This window comes from Tenacibaculum salmonis, assembly GCF_041053065.1.
In the GTDB taxonomy this organism is placed as follows: Bacteria; Bacteroidota; Bacteroidia; order Flavobacteriales; family Flavobacteriaceae; genus Polaribacter; species Polaribacter pacificus_A.
Genome location: NZ_JBFCVV010000001.1, coordinates 2,527,761 through 2,546,856, shown reverse-complemented (window position 1 = coordinate 2,546,856; position 19,096 = coordinate 2,527,761). Strand labels below are relative to the sequence as shown.

Sequence of the window (19,096 nt, the reverse complement as noted above, 5' to 3'; positions counted from 1 at the left end):
AAAAATCCCGCTAATGCGGGATTTTATTCTTATTTTTTTGTGTTTTTTACTATTCTGATATTCCATTTACATAATCTTGTAAATATAAATAACGTTCGGTTAATTTACCATCGTTTGTGGTCATTTTTGCTCTTTCTAAAATCCCATCTTTATCATTATTAAAAAAAGCAGGAATTACATTTTCTAAAAACATTTCACCAAAACCTTCACTAGCATCTTTTGGTAATTCACATGGTAAATTATCAACAGCCATTACTGTAATTGCTTTTTCATCTCTAAAACTAACTTCTAATCCAGTTGTAGGATTATATCCATAAATAGGATCAGCAATAGTTGAAGAACGAATAGTACTAGCTACAGGACCATTAACATCACAAGAAATATCAGCTACATATTTAATTTTAAAATCGGCATGTTTAGCATCTTTTTTTGTAAATAAATACGGAGCACCAGTACCATAAAAGTGACCTGCAATAAAGAAATCTGTCATTTTCGCATATGGCATAAAATTACTTTCGTAACCACTTGGGTCTTTATAAAAAGCAAACTTGTCCCCTACTTTTCCATCAATACGCTTAGTATATTCCATAACATCTGCAAGACAATATACAGGCTCTGTAAAATCAGCAGTTAAATATAACGCATCACTAACTTGTTTAATTTTTAAATAATCTAAAATTTCTCTAGCTCCGTGTGCTACTTTACCTGTACCAGTAAGTAAAATTTTAATATTAGGTAAAGTTATTTTATCTAATTGAACTTTTACAGCGTCTAAATCTAAAAGAGTTTCTACCTTTGGTAAGGTAAATAGATTTTCACGTAAACCTAAAGCTCTAAAACCATTATAAGCTCCTACTAAACCTGCGTAACGACCAAAACCAATTAATCGAGCACCATTTTCTTTTATAATTGTTTCGTGGTCGTATAGTTCAATATTTTTAGCTAATACAGCCTTTAATAATTTACGATTGTAAGGTTGTTTTTTGATAGTATGCGAAAAGAAAAAATATTTTTTATTCGGAATTAAAGCTTCTAAAGGAACTTCTTTTACACCCAATAATACATCGCAATCTGAAATATCACTTACCACTTCTAAACCTGCATTTTTATATGCTTGGTTGCTGAAAACTCTAATATCAGAACCTTCAACTACAATTTCTGCATCAGGAAATTGTTCTTTAAATTCTTGTAGTTTTTTAGGTGAAAAAACTACTCTTCTATCTGGTGGATTCTTACGTTCTTTAATAATTCCGAATTTCATTCTTCTTTCTTATGTAAAATTAAACAAATAAACTATAATTGTTAAAAATAAAACAATTATAGCGAAAATACTTGATTTAAATGTATTGTACAAATAGTATTTTCATATATTTGCAGGCACAAATATTTTTTATCTTTGATAAAAAAATGATTTTATCAAAGATAAAAAATATTATCGATGTTTTTAAATCTTAAATTTGTGTTCTTTAACTTTGGGGACGACTGGTTTTGACAGCGAGACCAGCGATAATGTAAGCATGCCGAGCAGTGAATAGATATCTCGTTAAACTTTATTTCAACTTTTTAAACGGCGAGAATAACTACGCTTTAGCTGCTTAATCCGAATCATAGTAGGATTAGCCTAGGCACACAAGGTGTGCAAGCTTTATGTCCACGAATAGCCTTGATTTACGGCGCTTCACTTTTGGATATCGTAAAAGTAAATATAGAAAACCTGAAGCTTCGGCAGGTTTTTGAAACTAAAGAAGATAAGCTTTTAACAGATTGTTCTTAATCAGTTACTTGTCGAAAATTAAGAAAGAAATATGTATGTAGAAAGCATTTGAACTGCTTGTTTGGACCCGGGTTCGATTCCCGGCGTCTCCACAATTACACCCTGTAAACCCCGTGTTTACAGGGTTTTTATTTTTAGGTGTCAATTTAGGTGTCAAAAAAAATGATAGCTAAACTCTTTTCTTAGTACTATTTAAGTAGTCTTTTTATCTAGAAAAATCAAATAAATACTTGTTAAGTATTTTTATATAATATCTTTTTTAAGCCTGTTTAAACTTAAAATACAGTAAAAAATAGAAAATAAAATCTATTAAAGCAAATTAGTTTTTTATCTGTACTTAAGCCTTATGAAGTATTTAAGTAAATTTGGCATGACAGTCAGTATGTAGTTTTAAAAAAAATTCTAAACTTTATTCATATTAATTATACTTACACATAAAAAGTGTACTTTAAAGCACTTTTAAACTTTACAATAAATTAAAAAGTGTATATTTACATTAAAAGAGCCATATAATGCACTTAATAGATATTATAAAAAATCGTAGAGAAAATTTAAATGTAACACAAGAAATGCTTGCTGATCTTTCTGGTGTTGGTTTACGTACGCTCAAACAGTTTGAAAGTGGCAAAGGAAATCCTACACTAGAAACACTAAATAAATTAGGTGATGCTTTAGGCGTAGAGTTAACTTTTATAGTTAAAAATGTAAGTATTAAATAATGAGACAAGCAAACGTATTATATAAAAAAGAAATTGCAGGAATATTAACGCAATTAGATACTGGTACTTTTGTATTTAAATATTCTGATGAATGGTTTAACGATTCAAATAAACCAGGAATTAGTTTAACGTTACCCAAAACAAAACAAGAATATTCTTCTGATTATTTATTTTCTTTTTTCTATAATATGTTACCAGAAGGCTCTAATAAACAAACTGTTTGTTATGAAAATAGAATAGATAGTAAAGATCATTTTGGAATATTAATTACTACAGCAAAACAAGATACTATTGGCGCTGTTACTATCAAAAAAATTGAATAATAATGATTTTATCAGAAATAACAAATTGCCCAAGTACACTTGCAAAAAATAATAATACCTACAGTAATACTGCTTTAAGACGTGTTTTTTATGGGAAAAAAGTAAGTCCTATTTTAAATTATGATTCGCCATCGAGTAATCAAAGTACAGATTTATTGTTTACAGATAACAGAAAAAGAATGTCTATTTCTGGTGTACAAGAAAAATTTTCTGTTTTATTAGATAAAAATAAATTACGTTTAATTCACGAAAATGAACAAGGTCAATATATTTTAAAACCAATACCAAATGTAGGTAAATATTCAAATGAAATGCCCGCAAACGAGCATTTAACAATGCAAATTGCCAGACAAATTTTTGATATTGAAACCGCAGAAAATGCGCTTATTTTCTTTAAAAATGGAGATCCTGCATATATTACAAAACGTTTTGATATTAAAAAAGACGGTAGTAAATGGGCGCAAGAAGATTTTGCTTCATTATCGGAAAGAACACCTCAAACTCATGGTGAAGATTTTAAATATGTTGGTAATTATTTGGAACTTTTTACAATTTTAAAAAAATATACGCCTGCTTATGCTATCGAATCTATTAAATTATTTAAACTAATACTTTTTAATTACTTGTTTTCTAATGGCGATGCTCATTTTAAAAACTTCTCTTTAATAGAAACTCCTTTAGGAGATTTTAAATTAAGTCCAGCTTATGATTTATTAAATAGTAGAATCCATATAGATGATACTGATTTTGCCTTAGAAGATGGTTTATTACCTCCTAATTTAGCACAAGGAAAAATCACAACACAATTTTTTATTTTAGGAGAAAAAGCTGGTATCTCAAAAAAACAAATAGAAAAAGTATTTAATAATTTAACCTCAAAAAAAGAAGCAGTTGTATCGCTTATTGATGCTTCTTTTTTAAGTAAAAAATTAAAACGAAATTATACACAAGCATATCAAACAAGGCTCAAAAAATTATTGAGAGTGTGATTGTTTTTTATAGGTGTAATTACGTATTTAAGTTCTTAAATTCAACAAATAAAAACTTAATTTGCTACATTTTCAAATAAGTCAACTCACAAGACTTACATTTTCTTTTGGTTTGATCTATATCTGCAACATTAAATCTACCTTCTATTTTCTCAAAAATGTCTAAGCCTCTACCTAATGTTATTTTCCAGCCGTTATCTGTAGCAATAAAACGATCATGATACTCTTCTAAACGATAGGTCAAATGAATTCCTATAGTAGCAACATTTTCTTGTATTTCTTCAAAATTGAATATAGAATCTCTTATAAACTCTTCATTATTCCAAGTAATAATTTCTAAATTTATTTCATCTTCTGGTGCTTTGTTATCAGATAACATTAAGCAAAATTCTACTAAATTTTTAAACTGATATGGTAACCTTATATAAGGATCTTGAATTGTAATATTTCTAACACCTTTTAAATACTCTCCAAACAGAATTTTGTAAGACACGCCTGTTTGATTGTCTGTTAGTATTTCTTGTTTAGTTGTTAATACTATGTTTTTTTTAACTTTAGTTGCTATTAATAGCTCCTCCTCTTCATTATCTTTTATTTCAACTTCAGCTTTATAGTTTAAGTTTTCAAGCGTTTCAGGAAAAACATCTACACCGTTAGATAAAATTGTATACTTAAATTCTACTGGCTCACCTCTAAATGTTTCATCAATAATATATAACTGATCTTTTACACGTTTACGTCCTTCTATACTAAAATTTAAAAGCTCTAATACTTCTTTTTCAGAAACTTCTTGATGTGGATATATTAGTTTTACTAAACCTGAAAAGGTTTTTCTAATAGCTGTTTTATCTCTAGTTGTTAAAGATCCATCTAGCGTTACGTATTTATCCATAAGTGAAGAAAAATCATATTTACGCATCTCTCTAAGTAACTCCGCTAAATAATCTACAATAAACCCATATTCAGATGAAAATACTGCTGTTTTCAAAATACGAACTTCCCATCCAGGAATATACATATGCATTCTATCTAAAAAAGCTCCTTTTAAATAACCTTCTGGTATAGACTCAAATAAATGAGAATTCTTTAACATATAAGGTACGTTGTGCTTTGTATTACCTACAAATGCCATAGAAGCTGTAGCTTGATACGTTTCCTTTCCTCTATTAAAACTTTGATTAGCCATGTAATTTTGCATGATTTTAACCAAATCACCATACGTGCGTTTTCCGCCTTTTTCTTGTTCAAATTCATCTAATGCTACAACATCCCAAAACCCAACTAAACCTATTTTATTTCCAGAATTATTTACAAAAAGTCTAGCTTTAGAAACATCTCCTCCAGATACTAAAACACCATGTGGTGATAACTCTGAAAATATATGAGATTTTCCAGTTCCTTTTGGTCCTAATTCAATAAAATTATAGTTATTTTCTGTGTGTGGAATTAAACGAGATAATTGGATAAACTTATCACGTTTATTAAAATATTTAGGATTTAACCCAATACTATGCATTAGTAAATCTAGCCATTCATCTGTTGTAAATTCTTTTCTTAAATTAACATATTCATCTAAATTAACGTTAGAAACTTGAATCGGTTTAATATCTATAATAATCCAACGTATAGAAATATCATCTGCATGAGAATAGCCTATATTTAGAATACACCAAACACCACCGCCACTCAATAGTTTCTGGTTTTCCATTACCATTTTATCTCCAATCGGAACATTTCTTAAACCAAGGCTAGCAAACTCTGCTTCATATATATTTGCTTTATCATTAAGAGAAACACTTATCTTATCAATAACCTTATAATTCCCACGATCTCTTATTTTTGCTTTTACAACTTCGGAGTCAGAACGGTGTACATAATTATCTCTAATCACATTCTTAACCTTTTCTATACCAGCAGTTATAATTTCATCATCATCAATAGCACAATATTGTCCTAATAAATATTCCAACACATAAACAGGCACAGGATTACTTCCTTTTACCAATGCAGTTAAATCTTTACGAACTACTTTTCCTTCAAAATTTTCTAATATTTTTTCTTTTAAATTCATAGCTAAAAATCTTGTCCTAATAAGGTGTTATTGGTTACTAATTCTTCAATTAAAGGGTTTAATAAATCTTCCGTATCAAATATTTTTAGTTTAAAAATACTTTCGTTTGAAAATGCTGGTATTAATACTAATTCTATATTTTTCAAACGATCACTTGGCACTTCTGAAGTACTATTTAAAACAACCTCAACAGTATTACTTACCAACATTGTTTGTTTGTATAATGCTATTGTAATCGTTCTTTGTTTTTCTAAACGAGAAACTTCATTTTCTTGTAAAATATTAAACTTTAAAATATTAGAAACTACCCGTAGTTTTCCTTTATTTAATAAGGTAGGATTTACCTTTTTAGAAAATTCTTCTCGCTTCCTAGAACTAACTATTAACGGAGTTACTAATTCTTGTAAACTTCCTCCACAATGTACAAACTGATGTCCTACACCAGATTTTCTGTATCTATTAACCGAAAACGGAATATTTACAAATAAATCATCCTTAAAATCTGTTGTTTGCTTTAAAGGAATACTATAACCTAATTCATTTTCTTGATGCTCTTTCGTTATAAAAAACCTATTGTGTGAAATTAACGTATTGTTAGGTAATTTCTCTAACTCTTTGTCTTCAATTTTTTTATCAGTATATAAAAAACCATGATCTGCAGTTATTAAAACATTCGTTACTGCATAAGAACTGTGTAGTAATTTAATAAACCTTTCTAATTCTGAAATAGCATCTTTTACAGCATCAAAAGTTCTGTGTTCTGAAACACGTTTATCTCCTGTTGCATCTATAACATCATGATAAACATAAACCAAGTCATTTTTAAACAAAACTCTATTATCTACTTGTTTTGCATTTTTCACTATTTCAAATTGTACCGCTTGCGCATTCGGTTTATAGCTTTGCAACAATTTTGCTCTATTGCTACTTACTGTAGAAATACCATCACTTAAAATATCACCTTGGTTAAATTCTTTCTTTCCTGGTAATAATTGTGCCATTCCTACATTTGTTTTAGATGGAATAGATGCCAGTACATGTCTTATTTCTGCCGTGTTTTTAGCATCTACATGCATTTTAGACAATAACTCTACTCCTACTTCATAACGCATTGCATCCGAAATAATAACGACTAATTTGTTATTTACATCTGCAACTTCTGTATTATAGAAATCATATTGTTTTGGCGTTTGAATTTTCTTGTAATTAAAATCTATTCGAGACAAACATTCTAGCCAGTGCCTGTTTAATTTATCTATATGCTTATTATAGCTTTTATTCAAATTATTTTTAAGCACTTCTAAAGCTATGTTTTCAGGAACTTCTACAATATCAATTTTACTTAAATATAAAATTGCACGTCTATAATTTGTATCAATTTTATACCCTTTGTTCGTATAATACTCAATATATTCTTCAGGAGTATTTAAAATATAAGTCGGTATATTATTAATTGCTACCGTTGTTTTTAATACTTCTATTAAAAATAACACGGTTTCTTTAACTGTGCCTTCTATTTCTTGTTTTAACGCTAAATTGTTTACTATTTTTAAAGCATTTTCATCATTTAAAACAATCTTGTTTTGTAATTCTTCTAAAATTGCCCATGTTAAGCTCTTTGAATAAAAAGCATAATTTGTTTCCAATCCATAAATAGCTAACAATTTTTTTCCTTGAATATCTTTTTCAATTACAACTAACAATTCTTTAAAATCAGCAACTATTAATTCATTGCTTTCTACTACTTGCCAAAATTGATTGATAGCCATTATCTGGCTAGTATTTGTTATTTTTAAGCTTGCATACGCATCATTTTTTATCAAACCACTATTTTGCATGGTATAATTATAAAATAAACTTCTTGCTACTTGCAAAAATTCTTCAGCAATTATTGACTTTAAAATACAACCCGTATAATCTTTTACTTTCTCTAAAATAATATCAACTAAATGAGTACTTTTTATTTTTTGTTGTACTCTTTTAAAAGATACTTCATTTTTTTCTTGTGATAAAACACACAATTTCGCAATTAAAACCTCCCAATTTTCTACCTTTTTAAATTTTAAAAAGGCAGACAACAAACCTTGCTGTAATTTTGTTTCTTGAAAATTACCCGAAACTAAAATAGGTTTTACAACTTCTTTTACACTCGAATATTTTAATTCTACCATGTATTTAGACAACATATTTTTTTGATGTCGCTGTAAACCAAACTCCTCCATAAAAGCACCTACATTGTCTAACTGCAATTTTTTATTTGCAAGCAACAATCCCATTAAAGGAAAATTATGATACATTTCTTGAGTTGTTGGTTCTGGCAAATTCAAATACAACAATACTTTTTCATTTTGCAACTCGTGTGTTAACTGATATTTTAACACAAAAGGATTGTTATCCCAATACACCACTTTAAATTCTGATGAATTTATTTGTTGCACATCTTCTAAAAATTCTTCTGCTTCATCAAATAGAAACAATATTTTTAGCCCAGGGAAATTAGCAAAGGATTGTTTGGTTTTATCTAATATCATATTTATTTAATCTTTGCGATTATAGTTTCAAACTTTTTGTAATTTACCGTTACGCCATCATCTAAATCAAAAGTAATTTGATTGTCTGCTACTGTTTTTAACTCCGCTTCATAATCGTAACATTCTTGTAAATTTTTACGCAACTGCTCTAATTTCTTTCGATCTTGAGTGTTTAAATTTGCTTCGTTATTTTCTAAGAATGTAATTTCTGAAGCTACATTTTTTATATGTTCTAACAAATAATTATCACGTATTTTCTCTACTGTAAAAGCATTCATTCTGTGCATATAAACCAACACTTTAAAAGCGCCTTTTTTAGATGAAAACAACCAATAAATTGGCTTTTTCTTATATTTTTTACAATGATATTTGTAAAAGTCTGTTACTAAAAAACTCTCCAAGTCTTTGTTTAAACACTCTTGTATAAAGTTGATATTTTCCGTGCGAGTTTCTGCTCCCCAAAGCGTATCTAACAAACTATAAACTTGTTGCAATCCATCATCAGGAAAATTACAAGCAGTTCCCATTAATGGAATAATAGCATCTTCATCTATAATAACTTCTCCATTGTTGTAGCTGTAACTTTCTAATTCTTCTTCGCTTGGGTTTGGATGCGCAATGTTTAAACCTTTTTTATCTAAACGATAACGACCCATAAACAAACCAATAGCATAACTTATAAATTGGCTGATTACTTCTGCTTTGTTAATTGGCAAACGAACTGCTTCTTTACCATTATTGTTAAAACTTTCTTCTAATTTTTCTAAATCTTTTTTAGCAAGTTCTTCTTGTAAAATAGTAATATCTTTTAAAGCTACTTCTGGTGTTAATTCGTCTTGTAAACCATAAATATCAATAAAAATACGGTTGAGTTCTTCTTCGTTTTTATGTAATTGAAAAAAGTCTGTAGTTACAGCTTCTTCCCAAGTTGCATACGCACTTTCTAAAGTAGTTGTTTTATTTAATAATGGCGATTGTTCAAAATCCCAAGAGGTTTCTCCGAAATTCCAGTCATTCTTTGAAATCTCTATATTTTTATTTACCAAGGGATTGATCAGTTGTAACTCATTTAGTGAGAAGGGAATTTTTTTTACTTGTTCTGGTCCAAAAGTCATTGTTGGAGAAAGAAATTTGAACATTTGCATTGCTACTTTCGAATTTAATAGACCTGAAAGAAAGTTTAAATTTTTTTTAGGAAATAAAACGGGTCCTGAATTCCCAAATAATACTCCAGAAGGAACTAATCTATTTGCAAGTTGATTTGAACTAACTTCAGACCAAGTAATTGATTCTAAAAAATAATATTTTGAATCTCTAAGCCTATGGTTATTTTCGTTCTTAAACCTAATATCATGTGAATCGTTTTTCATATTTATAACGACCTCTAGGTTACCAAACCACTTTCTGTAACTCCCTCCACTTGTAGCTGGTATCCATTTACGATTTTTCTGAATCATGTCCTGATAATCAATTAAATCAAAACCAATATTTTTCTCATTAACCTCAAACCATTTTCTTACATATTTTTTATCGTTCCCTGTAAGTACTCCTTTTTTTGTTTCACCATAATCAGCAATAGTTTCTCCCTTAAAAAGGTTTGTCAAATTTTCACTCACCCAATAAGCAATAGGGCTTCCTGGTATTTTAGAAAAGTTTGTTTGGGAAATGTTAGAAAACTCATTATTTCTATTTAAAAAATGTACTTCCTTTTCATTTACTTTTTTATAATCTGTCAAACGATAGTAAGTTCCTTTTTCAATACCACTTCCATTTTTTAAAACAAATACCGTAGATTGAACTACTTCACCACTTAATTCTTCAAAAGTTCTAGCACCTAAATGCAACATATTTACAATTCCGAAATTTTTCAAAATATGTTCTCTTAATTTCTGATAAGAAGATAAAAACATCCAAGAATGTTGATTAATCATTCCCATTAATCCGTTATCAATATTCATTGCAAGAGCAACTTCCATAAAAACAGCAAACAAATCCGATTTTGTTAATGGATAATTCGCATTTACATAATTTTTCAAATCAACATTCATACTCTTCTGCCCCATATACGGCGGATTTGCCACTACAGAAGTATATTTTTTGGTTAAAATTAATAAAACAGGAATGTAATTTTTTATTTTTTGATAAATAAACTCAAGAGTTAAATCTCTAAATTCAGCCGTTTTAAGAGTAATAAATCGTTGTTCAATAAAAGTTCTTGCTTCTTCGCTTAACGTTAGTTTCATTACAGAACCTAAGTTTTTAGCTTGTTTCATTAAGCATAAAGCGGTTTCTAACTCTTCTAGATAATTTGTACTTTTATCGCCTAAAAAGTCTTTAATTTCTTGTATACTAAACTCTTCAGATTCAGGCATTTCATACACATTTGGTAGCCAATTTTTGCTCCAAATAGCAGGATATACTTTTGCTGATTTCAACAAAATTGCAAAAGTTGCTAATTGTGCGGCTCTTTGATCAATATCTAAACCGTACAAATTATTTTTCAATATAGACTCTACCGCTTCCTCTGGTGTGTAGTATTCTTCCAAATACATTTTATAAATAAGATCGAAACCTTCTACTAAAATATGCCCCGATCCTGCTGCTGGGTCAATTAGTGTTAATTCTTCTATGGTAGAAATAATCGGTGTTGCAGTAGCCTCACTTTGGTTTGCTACCAAATATTTCATGTCATTTTTTAAATTCGAATTTGGATTTTTGTCTAACCAAATTTTACCTGCGGTATTTTCCACCATATATTTTACAATCCAATTGGGCGTAAAAATTTGTGTAGCAGCAGGAATATCTTTTGCTTCGGCTTTTTTTCCTTTTTTAAAGGATGCAAAAACTTCATCTTTCTTTTCAGAAATATAAAACTGATACAACCAACCAATCAATTCTACTTTTTGATACTCCTCATCTGAAATTGCATCTGTTGTATTTAATAAATGCAGAAAACCATCGGCTTGTAGCATATTGTCTGGCAATAATAACTCGGTATAATCGTCAATTTTACCAAAAACACGTTGTAGCGTTTTATGGTTATGGCAATAGCCTTTTATTAAAATAGCAAACGCTTCTTGATCTTTGCTATAATCTGTTAATATTCCTTGTAAGCTCTTTTTTTTATCCGCAGTTAAAAAATCAATTTTACCTTGCCTAGCTTTTTGTAAAATTACAGGCGTGTGTTCTAAACCAGTTGCATTTTCTAGTTGTGGTTCTTCGTAGCCATTTTTCACTAAAATACGCAATGCCATAATACGATTAAACCAAGTATAAGCAGCTTCTTCTACAACAACATCTATTCCTTTATTTTCTATGGATGTTTGTAACGATTTCCATAATTCAGGCACAGAAGGATCATCAAAAACCTCGTTTCTAAAAGAATAACCTCCAGAAGCTTTTTCTGGCTGTTCTAAGGTTTCTCCTTTTTCATTAAATCCCCAATAGAGTAATTTTTTAGCAACTCCTTGAATAAGTATTTTACGAGCTTCTTGTGCAAAGGTTTTAGTATTCATAAATTATTTTATAATAATATTTTTCTTGTCGCTTAATAATTGTAGCATTTCTCTACGTAATTTTAACAAGTATTCTTCTAATTCTTTTTCTGTGGTAATGGTAGAAACTCCTTTTGTAACATAATAAATAGAAGATTCGGCTACTTTATCACCTTCAGCTACTGGTGTCGCTTTTATTATTGTTTCTAATTTTTTTGATTTAAAATCTGAAACTTCTAAAAATTTATTTTTTAATCCTGAAAGCGATGTTAAATTTTTAATATCTTTTAAAGTATCTTCTTTATAACTCAAAATACTAGGAGCTACATTACGTTTTAACACTTCTTCTTCTAATTCGTTAAAAGAAGATTCATAAACAGTAATTGTTTTATCTTTTAATTCTTTAATTTTAGATGTAATGGCAGTTTCTAATTCACTATAAGCTTTTACAATATGTCTGAATTCTTTTCTTGGATCTTCTAATGTAAAAAAGTTATTAATTTTTTTAACTTTAGATTTATCTTCTTCTGATAAAAGCCTAAAATCATGATTATTAACCGCTACAAAAGATTTAATTTCTTTGTATTTATCTAAAGTAGAATTTGATGCAAAATCTGCTATTCCTTTTGCTGTATCTACCAATTCTTTTAATTCCTCTTGATCTTCGGTAATTGAATGAAATAATTTTTTTAGATCAGCAATTACACCAAATTGATTCATTTCTTTTTTCACTTTAGAAAAACAAGAACTAAAAGCCTCATTTTTATAATGAGATTCTAAATCAGAAAAAGAAACTTCTTTTTTAGATAAATGATTTTTTAAAGTATCAAATAATTTATTTTGATCTGTTTGAATATAATCGCCAATTAATACTTCATTAAAAATATTTTTATAGGCAGAAAGTACATTATCTAAAATTCCCTGGTCTATTTCTTCACTTGAAACTACTTCACAAGAAGTTCTTTCTGATGTAGATACCGCTTTATTTATAAAATCAACACGATTATATCTTTCTTTACCTTTATACTTAAATTCTCGTTTTTTCTTTTTTTCTAAACAAACTAAAATATCTAAAATAGCTTCAAAACGCCAACCAAAAGGTTCTTTTTCAAAATGCTTTATTAAATCATATACAGTAATTTGATTGTTGTTTTGCGATATAAAATCATGCAACATTTGCTCTGCAGGTGTTAGCACATCTATTAAAACTTGATTGCTTGCTACCGATTTTTTTAACTCTTGTTGATTGCGTGCATATTGGTCTGATAAATTATGATTTTTATAAATACCTTTTAAATGAATTTGTATAACATTTGCAAAACGATCGGCGGCTGTACCTCCGTTTACATCGTTACTTTCTAAAATATTATTTTGAGATACAAAACGTGTATCTGAAAACTTCTCTTTTATAGTATTAACAATCTTCTCTCTTAACTGATTGTTACGAATTTTAAAATTTTCATTTGTTCGAGACCTATCTCCTGTTCCTCCTGAAGCATTGTTTAAAAAATACTTATTTGTTCTACAATACCAATCAAATTCTTTTTTTAATAATGTATCTTCATTGAACCACTCATTAACAGCAACAATTATTTCTTTTTTATTTACATCTAAAGCCTTTTGGGCTAACGGTGTATTGTCCGATAATAATATAGTAATCTTAAAATCTCCATTACGTAAAAATTCTTTTCCTTCTACTGCATAGGCAATTTTAAAATCATTCTGTCCAAAAGATGCTTTATTAGAAAGGTTAATTAATGGTCTTAATAAACTATCGAATGTTGTAAAACGATCATCTAAAACCAACGTTTGACTTTTAATAATGTTTTGCACATCCATTTCATCTTCATTAAAGAAAAAATAACTTCCTTTTTCTTCTCTAATAATACTTTCTTCTGATAAACAATTTAAAACCTTGGTGATTTCTTTTTGAAGTTCATTTTTATTCTGATCTAAAGCATCCATTAATAAAACGCCTAAATTCTCTATATTAGAGGGGAATGTTTGTCGTTGATTTTCTAACAAATTAGAAATCATAAACAATACTTTTACTACTCTTTGTGCAAACGGATTGTTTCTAACATAAGAAAGTTCTAATGCATTTTGAATGGCTTTATATCCTCTATTTGTTAAGTTGGTTTCTAATGATTTATTATAAAAAGCATCAAAAGGCATAAAACCACCAACTTCATCATTGGCATGTTCTTTAGCTGTATAATGAGTAATTCCTAAAATAGAACGCTCGTTATCTTTTACTTGTTTAATTACAAACTGCAATTGCTGAAAAGCTTCAAAAACATGTGCTATTAACTTAAATTGATACGGAACAAAAGGATAACCAATAATAAATTCATCTTCTGTTTTGTACCCTTTATATAAATCGTGATTTATTTTAAACTGATTATCTATATAGTCTTTATTGTCGTGATATAAGTTTGTTAAATATTCTGTACCCTTACTATTTTTATCTAAAACTCTACGTTGGGTAATATAAGAAGCATCATTACTTTGCAACGAAATACGGGTATCAAAACGACCTAAAATTTTACCAAATTCATCTTGTACATCTGTAACGCCATCTGCTCCAACAGAAACTTCATCTAATGTTTGTTGTGCTGTACAAGCAATCCAAACTTGGTTATTACAATCGTTACTAACTCTTTCTATAATATTTTGAAAGTTTAATAGAATTTCTTTATTTGTACCTACGTATTGTGATACCTCATCTACTAAAAATAGTAAACGGTAGTTCTTATCTTTTCCCTTCAAGAATTCTTGTAATTCAGGAATTAAGGATGCTTTTATACCTACTTTATAATTTTCTGGATCAGCTATTTTAGCATGTAAAGAAACCTTATCTAATTCAGGAATAAATTGTTTTGCTATTTCTAAAACATCTTCTAATTGAAATGCTGCTGCATCTGCTGCATCTGTTTCCCAATTAAAACCTGTTTTTTCTTCTACTTTTACTTTAAAATCTTCGAAAACACCTTTTTTATCTAACTGCTTTTCTAATAAAATAGCCAAAGGAATATCATTAGAATTATAACCTCTAAATTTATTCAACATATTTAAGAAAATACGAGTTAACCGTTCTGTACTACCGTCATCTGTTTCATCTTCAACATTAAACATAATGTTGTCACAATTAGAACGCTGTACTCTTTTCTTTAACAATCTTAAATTACTAACTGTAATTTCTGGATTATTACCTGGTTTCATTGCATCATACTCTTCTTTTACTGACTTTTCAAAAGCTTCGAAAGCAAGTTCTGAAGTTTCTACATCTAATAAATAATGTATATATTTAATAAAATGTGATTTACCCGAACCGTAATATCCATTAATCCAAATACCAGATTTTCCTGATTTTTTATTTAAAATAGTATCTACAATAAGGTATAACTTTTCAATTAACTCCTTTGTAAAAACATATTCATTAATCTCCGCTTCAATTGTTTCTTTATTCTTATTACTAACAACTACAGCAGGATTGATATCTCTATCAATTTTTCTAGCATAAATTTCTTTTAATAACATCTTTTTCTTATTCATTTATTAATTTAATAGCTCTATATAAGTTTTCATCTTTTAGTAAGCCAAAAAGCGAATAATACTCTTTAGCTTCACCAGGATAAAACATAATTAGTTTATATCCTTTTACATATTTTTCAAAATTATTTAAAAAACGACTTGCACGGATGTATGGGAATGCATTACCAAAACCTTTTATAAATACATAAGACCTTTGAAAAGAATCTTCTTTTTTCAAATGTGTTTGTATTTTCAGATTTAAAAACTCCAAAAAACGGGTATCATATGCATCTTTAAATAATGATTTTTCTACTGCATTAGCTTTCGTTTTTTCATGTAGCATATAAAAATCAAACTTATTTGATTTTGCAAATTTTTCTTGTTTTAAATAGGTGGTAAATTCTTCATAAATATCTAAAACAATAACATCTAAATAATTTGTAGGACGATGCAAACGATTTTTTATATCTAAAATAGCTGCATTTATTTCATATTCTTTTTCTACCTCATACATATACATATATGCAGGAAAATATAAATTTCCTGTTTCATAATCTTTAAAACCATCATTTGCTAAATGGGTATATAATTCTGCTATCGTCATTTACTATTTTTTATATAAAACAGGCTTCTAAAAACCATTTATCATTATTTTTTTTAAAGTAATCCCAAAAGTACTCGTTTATATTTAGAGGTTTTTGTAATATTTTACCATTATGTAAATTAGCGTCTTTTAACACTTTTCTATATTGTGTATTTATCTTTTTAATAGTTGCTTCAGACCAACTCCCAACATCATCAGATGTTGATGACAATTCATCTAAACGCATCTGTATATCGTATTCTGTTAATTCTAACCCTAATTTTTCTTTTTGAACTGTTACTTCAAAATGTAAATCAAACACAATCGGATATGTTTTTAAACAAACATATAATAACCCTAACTTTTGTTCTGATTCGTTTAGATCTTTAAAAAAGTCCCAAAAGCTTGGAGACATTACATTATATCTTCTTATAATTTCTGAAACAACTCTTTTCCTAGATGAAAGCGTTTTTATTGCTAATATCTTATTTTCTTCAATATCGTTTCTTACAACCTCTTCAAAATCTTCATCTAACAAATAATCCTTCAGGTTAGAAAACTCATTGAAAAAGATTCCACCAGCAGTAAAATTCGCATCGTATTTACTCATCATCATTGAACTTGTTATTAATTTATTCTTTTAGTAATTCTAGGGCTGATATACTTTAAATTGCATTCTTTCAATAAGACGTTATTTTAAAAAAAAGCCTTGCGCCAATATATAAAAATAAGCTTAAACTTAGGTAATAGCAATCCAAAACATCATTTAGAGTTTTATTGAAAAAATATTAATTACTTAGTTAAAATAAGATTGTACCAATAGAAATTTTCCATTTTACACTAATTTTTTTAACACATAAAAACATACTGTTTTCTGGAAATTCACGGAAAACACACTACATAATACAGGCTATTATTCTAGCTAAACAATCAAATTACGGTACACACCCTACTCTATTTTCGATAAATTCTGCTTTTTTCGGGAAATTCAGGAAAAATAGACTACATAATACAGACTATTATTCTAGCTAAACAATCAAATTACGGTACACACCCTACTCTATTTTCGATAAATTCTGCTTTTTCGGGAAATTCAGGAAAAATAGACTACATAATACAGACTATTATTCTAGCTAAACAATCAAATTACGGTACACACCCTACTCTATTTTCGATAAATTCTGCTTTTTCGGGAAATTACTATTTAATAACAACACTAAAACAGATGAACTAAAATTCATGTTGTACTGTTGAATAAACCCCTAAAATCAATACTATAAAAGGGCGCAAGCTAAAAACAGTAGTTCAACAATCTGTCAACAATAAAATAATTAAACCTGTTGACGGATTGTTGAACTACTGTTATCTACTAAAACTCTTTCTGTATATGCTAATTATTGGTCTTTGTCAACAATCAACGGTGTTTCAATGAAATTACTTATATACTCTTCTATATTTTCAATAAATTCTAATTTCTCTATAAAATTACAGTATTTAGTAATGTTTTATCAAACGCAATAAAGCGCAAACATAAACGCAAAATCAATAATTTAATGTTGTACTAAATAATAATTCTGATATCTTAAGTAAACTCAGGACTTCTGTAATCTTTTATCAAACGCTATTATAAAGCGCAAACACAAACGCAAAATTAAGAATTTAGTGTTATACTAAAAACTCTTTATATATACTGACTCTTACTATTTATCAAAAGACAAAGGCATCTCTATAAAATCACTTTTCTGAAACTCGTAATATCGTCCTTTTTTAGTTTCAAAATTTACCATTGTTTTTTGCAACGTATTTAAAGAAAGAAAATACTTTTGGTAACTTCCATTTAAAGAGGTTAAGTTATAATCATCTTTTAAGCTTTTAGTAATTTTAAAGCGAGTTGTCTTAAAACCTTTACTTAATTTATCAAATAAATCTGTTGCGGTGTATTTTAAAACATCAACTTCAAAAGTGATAAAATCATCCATTAAAATCTCTCTAATTTCTTGACTTAAATATGTTTTATTCTTGGATTCAATGTTCTAACGCAACAAAGCGTTGTTAATTTTTGATGGTACTAAGCTATGTTTTTTATTTCAATATCCATCATTTCTTTAGGAGTTTTGTACGCTATAATTTTCCGAGGTCTATTGTTTAATTTTTGTTGAATAATTTGTAGTTGATTTTGGCTAATTTCATTAAAATTAGTACCCTTAGGCAGATATCGTCTAATGAGTCCATTTGTGTTTTCATTGGTGCCTCTTTCCCACGAAGAATATGGATGTGCAAAGTAAATTTTCATACCTGTTTTTTGTGTTATTTTTTGATGCCTTGCCATTTCAATTCCGTTGTCATATGTCATTGATTTTTTATAAATAGGATTTAATTTATTCAATATTTTACTAAACTGATTGGCAACTTCCATCGCTTTTTTCGATTTTAGTTTGATGATTAAAGTGAACCTTGTTTTGCGTTCAACAATTGTTCCGATAGCACTTTTATGGTCTTTTCCAATGATTAAGTCACCTTCCCAATGTCCAACTTCATCTCTAAGTTCAATATGCTTAGGTCTGTTGTCAATACTAACTTGATTGATTATTTTAGAGCCACCACCACGTTTTTTTTTATGAGGTCTCCGCCTTGTTTTTTTACGAACTAGAAGTTTTATTAATTTTTTATTTAAACTAGCTTGTGGTCTGGTGTAAATGTGTCTATAGATAGCTTCATGTGAAATAGACATTATTGGGTTGTTTGGATATAACTCTTTGAGTCTTCCTGAAATTTGTTCAGGAGTCCAGTTAGATAAAAGTCCTTTATAAACAAAAAATTTGAGTAGGGAATAGGTGCTTATTTTATCAAGGTTTCTTTTGTTCGCATAATCATCTTTAGCGTTCCAATGTGCTAATTCAGCATCATATTTATCTTCTTTATTTTGTACCCATTTAGAGACTTCTCTAAAGATTGTTGAACGTGCTCTTTTTAATGTTTTAGCGATATAAGATTTAGACTTTTTTTCATTTAAAAGAGTCTGAATAATAACTCTTTCTTTTAGAGTTAAACGTCTATGCTTTTTTATTTCCATTTTAC

The 19,096-nt window shown here is 28.4% G+C and carries 12 protein-coding genes and 1 other RNA gene; 4 read left to right on the top strand and 9 right to left on the bottom strand.

All coding sequences use genetic code 11. The features are described 5' to 3' along the window. Positions 1-49: 49 nt before the first annotated feature. Positions 50-1,261 carry an NAD(P)-dependent oxidoreductase gene (locus AB0T67_RS11200; protein ID WP_369220370.1) on the bottom strand — a complete coding sequence of 404 codons (1,212 nt, stop codon included), beginning with the start codon at positions 1,259-1,261 and terminating at the stop codon, positions 50-52. Between the two features lie 213 nt (positions 1,262-1,474). On the opposite strand from AB0T67_RS11200, the gene ssrA reads away from it, so the two are divergent. The 4 genes from ssrA (at position 1,475) to AB0T67_RS11180 (ending at position 3,805) form a co-directional block, all read left to right on the top strand. Then, positions 1,475-1,869: a transfer-messenger RNA gene (ssrA, locus tag AB0T67_RS11195) on the top strand. A 417-nt stretch (positions 1,870-2,286) separates the two neighbouring features. After that, positions 2,287-2,493, top strand: coding sequence for a helix-turn-helix domain-containing protein (locus AB0T67_RS11190; RefSeq protein WP_214984084.1), 207 nt, complete (start codon positions 2,287-2,289; stop codon positions 2,491-2,493). Further along, positions 2,493-2,816: a HipA N-terminal domain-containing protein gene (locus AB0T67_RS11185; RefSeq protein WP_369220369.1), complete on the top strand. Its 324-nt coding sequence runs from the start codon at positions 2,493-2,495 to the stop codon at positions 2,814-2,816. Before AB0T67_RS11190 ends, AB0T67_RS11185 begins: the two co-directional genes overlap by 1 nt. A gap of 2 nt (positions 2,817-2,818) precedes the next feature. Continuing rightward, entirely contained in the window at positions 2,819-3,805 is a 987-nt protein-coding gene (locus AB0T67_RS11180) for a type II toxin-antitoxin system HipA family toxin (protein WP_369220368.1), read from the top strand. Positions 3,806-3,869: 64 nt separating this feature from the next. On the opposite strand, the gene brxL is transcribed toward AB0T67_RS11180, so the two are convergent. The 8 genes from brxL to AB0T67_RS11140 all read right to left on the bottom strand — a co-directional run bounded on the left by brxL (position 3,870) and on the right by AB0T67_RS11140 (position 19,091). Further along, positions 3,870-5,876, bottom strand: coding sequence for a BREX system Lon protease-like protein BrxL (gene brxL, locus AB0T67_RS11175; RefSeq protein ID WP_369220367.1), 2,007 nt, complete (start codon positions 5,874-5,876; stop codon positions 3,870-3,872). Between the two features lie 2 nt (positions 5,877-5,878). Further along, positions 5,879-8,407 carry a BREX-1 system phosphatase PglZ type A gene (pglZ, locus tag AB0T67_RS11170; protein WP_369220366.1) on the bottom strand — a complete coding sequence of 843 codons (2,529 nt, stop codon included), beginning with the start codon at positions 8,405-8,407 and terminating at the stop codon, positions 5,879-5,881. Positions 8,408-8,409: 2 nt separating this feature from the next. Next, positions 8,410-11,922, bottom strand: coding sequence for a BREX-1 system adenine-specific DNA-methyltransferase PglX (pglX, locus tag AB0T67_RS11165; RefSeq protein ID WP_369220365.1), 3,513 nt, complete (start codon positions 11,920-11,922; stop codon positions 8,410-8,412). Positions 11,923-11,925: 3 nt separating this feature from the next. Continuing rightward, positions 11,926-15,456 carry a BREX system P-loop protein BrxC gene (gene brxC / locus AB0T67_RS11160; RefSeq protein ID WP_369220364.1) on the bottom strand — a complete coding sequence of 1,177 codons (3,531 nt, stop codon included), beginning with the start codon at positions 15,454-15,456 and terminating at the stop codon, positions 11,926-11,928. Next, on the bottom strand, positions 15,449-16,039 hold the full coding sequence (locus AB0T67_RS11155; protein ID WP_369220363.1) for a BREX protein BrxB domain-containing protein: 591 nt from the start codon (positions 16,037-16,039) through the stop codon (positions 15,449-15,451). The genes brxC and AB0T67_RS11155 overlap by 8 nt, the downstream gene beginning before the upstream one ends. Before the next feature lie 10 nt (positions 16,040-16,049). Further along, on the bottom strand, positions 16,050-16,634 hold the full coding sequence (locus tag AB0T67_RS11150) for a BrxA family protein (RefSeq protein ID WP_369220362.1): 585 nt from the start codon (positions 16,632-16,634) through the stop codon (positions 16,050-16,052). A 1,084-nt stretch (positions 16,635-17,718) separates the two neighbouring features. Continuing rightward, on the bottom strand, positions 17,719-17,997 hold the full coding sequence (locus AB0T67_RS11145; RefSeq protein WP_369220361.1) for a hypothetical protein: 279 nt from the start codon (positions 17,995-17,997) through the stop codon (positions 17,719-17,721). Between the two features lie 89 nt (positions 17,998-18,086). Continuing rightward, on the bottom strand, positions 18,087-19,091 hold the full coding sequence (locus AB0T67_RS11140; RefSeq protein WP_369218598.1) for an IS30 family transposase: 1,005 nt from the start codon (positions 19,089-19,091) through the stop codon (positions 18,087-18,089). Positions 19,092-19,096: the final 5 nt, after the last annotated feature.

Excerpts from the sequence above, each read along its gene's own strand:
- AB0T67_RS11200 (WP_369220370.1), bottom strand. The coding sequence starts at position 1,261 with ATGAAATTCGGAATTATTAAAGAACGTAAGAATCCACCAGATAGAAGA.
- AB0T67_RS11190 (WP_214984084.1), top strand. The coding sequence starts at position 2,287 with ATGCACTTAATAGATATTATAAAAAATCGTAGAGAAAATTTAAATGTA.
- AB0T67_RS11185 (WP_369220369.1), top strand. The coding sequence starts at position 2,493 with ATGAGACAAGCAAACGTATTATATAAAAAAGAAATTGCAGGAATATTA.
- AB0T67_RS11180 (WP_369220368.1), top strand. The coding sequence starts at position 2,819 with ATGATTTTATCAGAAATAACAAATTGCCCAAGTACACTTGCAAAAAAT.
- brxL (WP_369220367.1), bottom strand. The coding sequence starts at position 5,876 with ATGAATTTAAAAGAAAAAATATTAGAAAATTTTGAAGGAAAAGTAGTT.
- pglZ (WP_369220366.1), bottom strand. The coding sequence starts at position 8,407 with ATGATATTAGATAAAACCAAACAATCCTTTGCTAATTTCCCTGGGCTA.
- pglX (WP_369220365.1), bottom strand. The coding sequence starts at position 11,922 with ATGAATACTAAAACCTTTGCACAAGAAGCTCGTAAAATACTTATTCAA.
- brxC (WP_369220364.1), bottom strand. The coding sequence starts at position 15,456 with ATGAATAAGAAAAAGATGTTATTAAAAGAAATTTATGCTAGAAAAATT.
- AB0T67_RS11155 (WP_369220363.1), bottom strand. The coding sequence starts at position 16,039 with ATGACGATAGCAGAATTATATACCCATTTAGCAAATGATGGTTTTAAA.
- AB0T67_RS11150 (WP_369220362.1), bottom strand. The coding sequence starts at position 16,634 with ATGATGATGAGTAAATACGATGCGAATTTTACTGCTGGTGGAATCTTT.
- AB0T67_RS11145 (WP_369220361.1), bottom strand. The coding sequence starts at position 17,997 with ATGGATGATTTTATCACTTTTGAAGTTGATGTTTTAAAATACACCGCA.
- AB0T67_RS11140 (WP_369218598.1), bottom strand. The coding sequence starts at position 19,091 with ATGGAAATAAAAAAGCATAGACGTTTAACTCTAAAAGAAAGAGTTATT.